Source organism: Halolamina salina (assembly GCF_042678005.1).
Taxonomy (GTDB): domain Archaea; phylum Halobacteriota; class Halobacteria; order Halobacteriales; family Haloferacaceae; genus Halolamina; species Halolamina salina.
Genome location: NZ_JBHUDH010000081.1, coordinates 1 through 727, shown reverse-complemented (window position 1 = coordinate 727; position 727 = coordinate 1). Strand labels below are relative to the sequence as shown.

Annotated in this window: 2 pseudogenes (1 of these 2 cut by a window edge); one reads left to right on the top strand and one right to left on the bottom strand. The window is 71.5% G+C overall.

Going from position 1 to position 727, the window contains the following annotated elements:
• Positions 1 to 523, top strand: a pseudogene (locus ACFR9S_RS08210) (MOSC domain-containing protein); it begins 252 nt to the left of the window's first position.
• 7 nt (positions 524 to 530) lie between these two features.
• On the opposite strand, the pseudogene ACFR9S_RS08205 reads toward ACFR9S_RS08210, so the two are convergent.
• Positions 531 to 727 (bottom strand): annotated as a pseudogene (locus ACFR9S_RS08205) (DUF309 domain-containing protein); the annotation flags it as partial.

Genomic DNA, 727 nt, shown 5'->3' with positions numbered 1-727 from the left:
CGAGGACGAGCGCGCGGCGGCCGGGGCGTGGTTCTCGGAGTTCTTCGACGCCGATCTCACCCTCCGCCGCGACGCGTCGCTGGGGTTCGTCGACCGGCGGGGGATGGGACCGTCGGTGATCAGCACCGCCACGCTGGAAACCGTCGCCTCGTGGTTCGACGACCTGAGCGTCGAGGGCGCGCGCCGGCGCCTGCGGGCGAACCTCGAGGTCTCCGGCGTGCCGGCGTTCTGGGAGGACCGCTTCGTCGGCGAGGACGCCCCGGCGTTCGAAGTCGGCGGCGTCCGGATCGAGGGTGTCACCCCCTGCGCCCGCTGTGTCGTGCCCGAGCGCGACCCCGAGACGGGAGAGCCGACGCCGGAGTTCCGGCAGCGGTTCCTCGAGAAGCGCGAGGAGACGTTCCCCGACTGGGCCGACGAGGCGGCGTTCGACCACTTCTACACGCTGATGCTGATCGCGCGAGTGCCGGAGGCGGATCGTGGTCAGCGCCTCGCCGTCGGCGATCGCGTCGAGATCGTCGACTGAGGCGGCGTCAGTCGAACAGTCCCGAAACGTCGTCTTCCTTGCGCCGCTGGCGGCCCACGAGCCCCGAGAGTCGCTCGAACACGATCGCGCGCTCGCTCGGCTCCGCGGCCGCGTAATCGCGAACGAACGTCGCGTAGCGCGTAGTTTCCGGATGCTCGCTCCGCCGGGCGAACCGCAACGCGTCCGCGACGACCTCGGGGTCGT